3 protein-coding genes are annotated in these 3,336 nt (G+C 63.0%); 2 read left to right on the top strand and 1 reads right to left on the bottom strand.

Annotation, left to right across the window (positions count from 1 at the left end; genetic code table 11):
• On the top strand, positions 1-724 hold a 724-nt coding region (locus VGY55_14125; GenBank protein ID HEV2971106.1), incomplete at its 5' end, for an alpha/beta hydrolase.
• Positions 725-734: 10 nt separating this feature from the next.
• On the opposite strand, the gene VGY55_14120 is transcribed toward VGY55_14125, so the two are convergent.
• Positions 735-1,895, bottom strand: a complete 1,161-nt coding sequence (locus tag VGY55_14120; protein HEV2971105.1) for a M28 family peptidase — start codon at positions 1,893-1,895, stop codon at positions 735-737.
• A 249-nt stretch (positions 1,896-2,144) separates the two neighbouring features.
• Between VGY55_14120 and epsC the strand changes: the two genes are divergently transcribed.
• Positions 2,145-3,101: a serine O-acetyltransferase EpsC gene (gene epsC, locus VGY55_14115; GenBank protein HEV2971104.1), complete on the top strand. Its 957-nt coding sequence runs from the start codon at positions 2,145-2,147 to the stop codon at positions 3,099-3,101.
• Positions 3,102-3,336: the final 235 nt, after the last annotated feature.

The following is a 3,336-nucleotide window of genomic DNA, read 5'->3' as shown; positions in this document are numbered from 1 at the left end:
CATTCGTCTGACTAACGTCAGCAAGCCGACCATCACGCTCTTTCGCCCGGCCGCCGATAAAGACACCGGCGCCGCCGTGATCGTTTGCCCCGGCGGCGGATACAACATTTTGGCATACAATCTCGAGGGCAGCGAGGTCTGTGAATGGCTCAATTCGATCGGCGTGACCGGCGTGCTGCTCAAGTATCGCGTGCCGGGGCGCGGCGGCGAGCGCTACACCGCTTCGCTTCAAGACGCACAGCGTGCCGTCGGAATCGTCCGCAGCCGCGCGAAGGAGTGGGGAATCGATCCCAAGCGGATCGGCATCCTCGGCTTCTCGGCCGGCGGGCATCTGGCGGCTGCGGCCAGCAACAGCTTTGACTCGCGCACCTATCCCGCCGTCGACGACGCGGACAACGAAAGTTGCCGCCCCGATTTCACGATCCTCATCTATCCGGCATATCTAACGGCGAAAGACGATAGCGCGAAGCTGGCCCCCGAGATCAAGGTCACGAGCCATACGCCCCCGGCGTTCGTCATCATGACGCAGGACGATCCGATTCACGTCGAGAACGCGTATGCCTACGGCTTGGCGCTCAAGACGGCCAAGGTCCCGGCCGAGTTGCACATCTATCCCAGCGGCGGCCACGGCTACGGCCTCCGCCCCTCGCCAAACGCCGTCTCCCATTGGCCCGACCGCGCCGCGGAATGGTTGAAAGCGCAGGGCTGGCTGAAAGGGAAATAGTCGTTCCTCTTTACGGTTTACCGTCCGCGGTCGCCCGCCGCGCCGTCGTCAGATCGACTAGCACGTGTTCCAATCCGGTCACGACGCGGGCCATCCGCGAATAGTCGAGCTTGTCGGGCGTGTCGGATTTGAGATGGTAGTGCGGATAGCGGAACAGGGCCGTGTCGGTGATCATTACGCCAGGATAGCCTTGCTCCCAGAACGACCAATGATCGGACCAGCCGACGCCGGGAATCACGGCCGGCGCGACGCCCCATTCGGAAGGAAACCGGGCGTGCTTGCGAAACGAGGCGGCCACCTCGCGCACCAGCGCGTCGGATCGCGGATTGGCGACGAAGGCGATGAAGTTTCCCGTCGACGGATAGAGCAGCGCGAGTGGGGGCGGATAGTGCTGGCTTTCCGGCTCGTCGGAATAGTAGCCGATCGTCTCGAGGCTCAGCATGCCGACGACATTCTCGCTGCGCTCCCTGCAGCGCTTGGCATAGTGCAGCGAGCCCATTTCTTCTTCCTGAAAGTACGGCGGCTCTTCATTGGCGAATGCGACCAGCCGCAGTGTGCGCTCCGTTTGCTTGCCGGAGAAGGCCCGCGCGAGCGCCAAGAGCGCTGCGACGCCCGAGCCGTTGTCGTTGGCGCCGGTCGTGCCGGCAATCGAATCGTAATGCGCGCCGACGACGACGATTTCGTCAGCGGCCTTCGTTCCCTTGATCTCGACTTCGACATTCGCGCACTTGCGGCCTTTGACCTCGTAGGTCTGTCGTGCGACTTGATGGCCGGCGGCGCGGAACGATTTCTCGATGAACGCGGCCGCCTCGACGAGCTTGGCATACTTGGGAATCGAGCGATCGCCGATCTCACCGGCCAGTTTTTCGACGTCCTTTCTGAGCGCCGCGGCAAGCGCCGTCTCATGATCGGTCAGCTTCGCGAGCGGGCCACTAAAACTTGGCCCAGGTTGGATGGCCATCGGTTTCTTCTCCGCGTGTTCCATTGGCAGCAACTGCGTCGCAGACGTCGGGATCACCTGCGTTTGCGGAGCGGGTGTCTGAGCGAGGCAGGACACTCGATTGAGAAGCATCGCGGTCATCGCACCGCCAAGGATCGCCGCGATCCCCAGCCGCGCGAGATTCCAGCGCCGCGCGCCGCAGTGCCCAACGAGATTTCTTCCGCCAGACATGTCGCCTGTCCTCCCCTTGCCAACCTCTTAAAAATCGCACGCGGATTGCCGGAAGGCAAGGGGCGGAATGAGAGCTGGAGGCCGGGGGCTGGGAATCGGCTAAGCCGCAAGCGTTGTTTGGGCCGCTTGGTGAGACGCCGGCCACCAGCCTCCAGTCCTTGATTTCCCTCAACTTGCTCGGCGCGGCGGGCCGATTCCATACTTCAGGCGCGTTGATTTTGCCGATTTTGACGCCTAGGATGATTCGTTATGGCTTCCGACGCCCGCCTCAAAGAACAGTTGCCCGAGCTGACCGAGCGGATCGTGCAAACCTATAGCGAGGTCGGCACGATCAACCACCTCGGCCATTGCCCGTTACCGAACAACGACGTGATCGTCGCGGCCTGTGAGGACCTCAAGGAGATTCTCTATCCGGGCTTCCGCCGTCGCGAAGGGCTGCACCTTGGAAACGTCACCTACCACGTCGGCGAGCTGGTCGATGGCCTGCACGACAAGCTCACCACGCAAATCGGCCGCGCCCTGCGGCACGACGCCGGGGCGACCGACATGTGCAATGAGGACCGCGATTTTGAAGCCCTCGGCCAGGCCAAGGCGATCCAATTCCTCGAGCAGCTTCCCGATCTGCGGAAGACGCTGGCATTGGACGTGCAGGCCGCCTACGAAGGGGATCCCGCGGTCAAGAACCTCGACGAGGTGATCTTCTGCTATCCGGGCCTCGAAGCGATCACGATCTATCGCCTCGCCCACATCTTGCACGAGCTGTCGATCCCGTTCGTCCCGCGGATGATGACCGAATGGGCGCACTCGAAGACAGGGATCGACATCCATCCGGGGGCGAAGATCGGCGAATTGTTCTTCATCGACCACGGCACGGGCGTCGTGATCGGCGAGACCTGCGAGATCGGCAATCGCGTGAAGCTCTATCAAGGCGTAACGCTCGGCGCGCTAAGCTTCGCCACCGACGGCGACGGCAATCTGGTCCGCGGTCAGAAGCGGCACCCGACGATCGAAGACCGCGTGGTGATCTACGCCAACGCCACGATCCTCGGCGGCGCGACCGTGATCGGCCACGATTGCGTGATCGGCTCCAACGTCTGGCTCACCCGCAGCGTCGACCCGCACACGACGGTCGTGCTCGAAAAGCCCAAGCTGCGGATGCGGGCTGAGGTCGAGGAGCTGAACCCAGAGTTCAACTATGTGATCTAGCCGAACTTCAAAGCGGTTTTGATGCGTTGGGTGCCATGCCCACACGGGGCACCCGCGCCAGCGGGTCGGCGTGGGCATGGAGTTGAGTTGGGCATGGCCACTCAGAGCAGTGGCCATGGCACCCGTCATATCAGAGAGCAGCGTCGGCTACGAGGAATGCACCGCTTCGTCGGCAGCCTCGCGCCGCAGCTCGCGGAGCAGGCGGCGGATTTCGTGCTCGTAAGCCCGGCGATCG

The organism is Pirellulales bacterium (assembly GCA_035939775.1).
Classification (GTDB): Bacteria; Planctomycetota; Planctomycetia; order Pirellulales; family DATAWG01; genus DASZFO01.
Note: the sequence above shows the minus strand (reverse complement) of the source record. Positions and strands in the feature narration are given on the sequence as shown.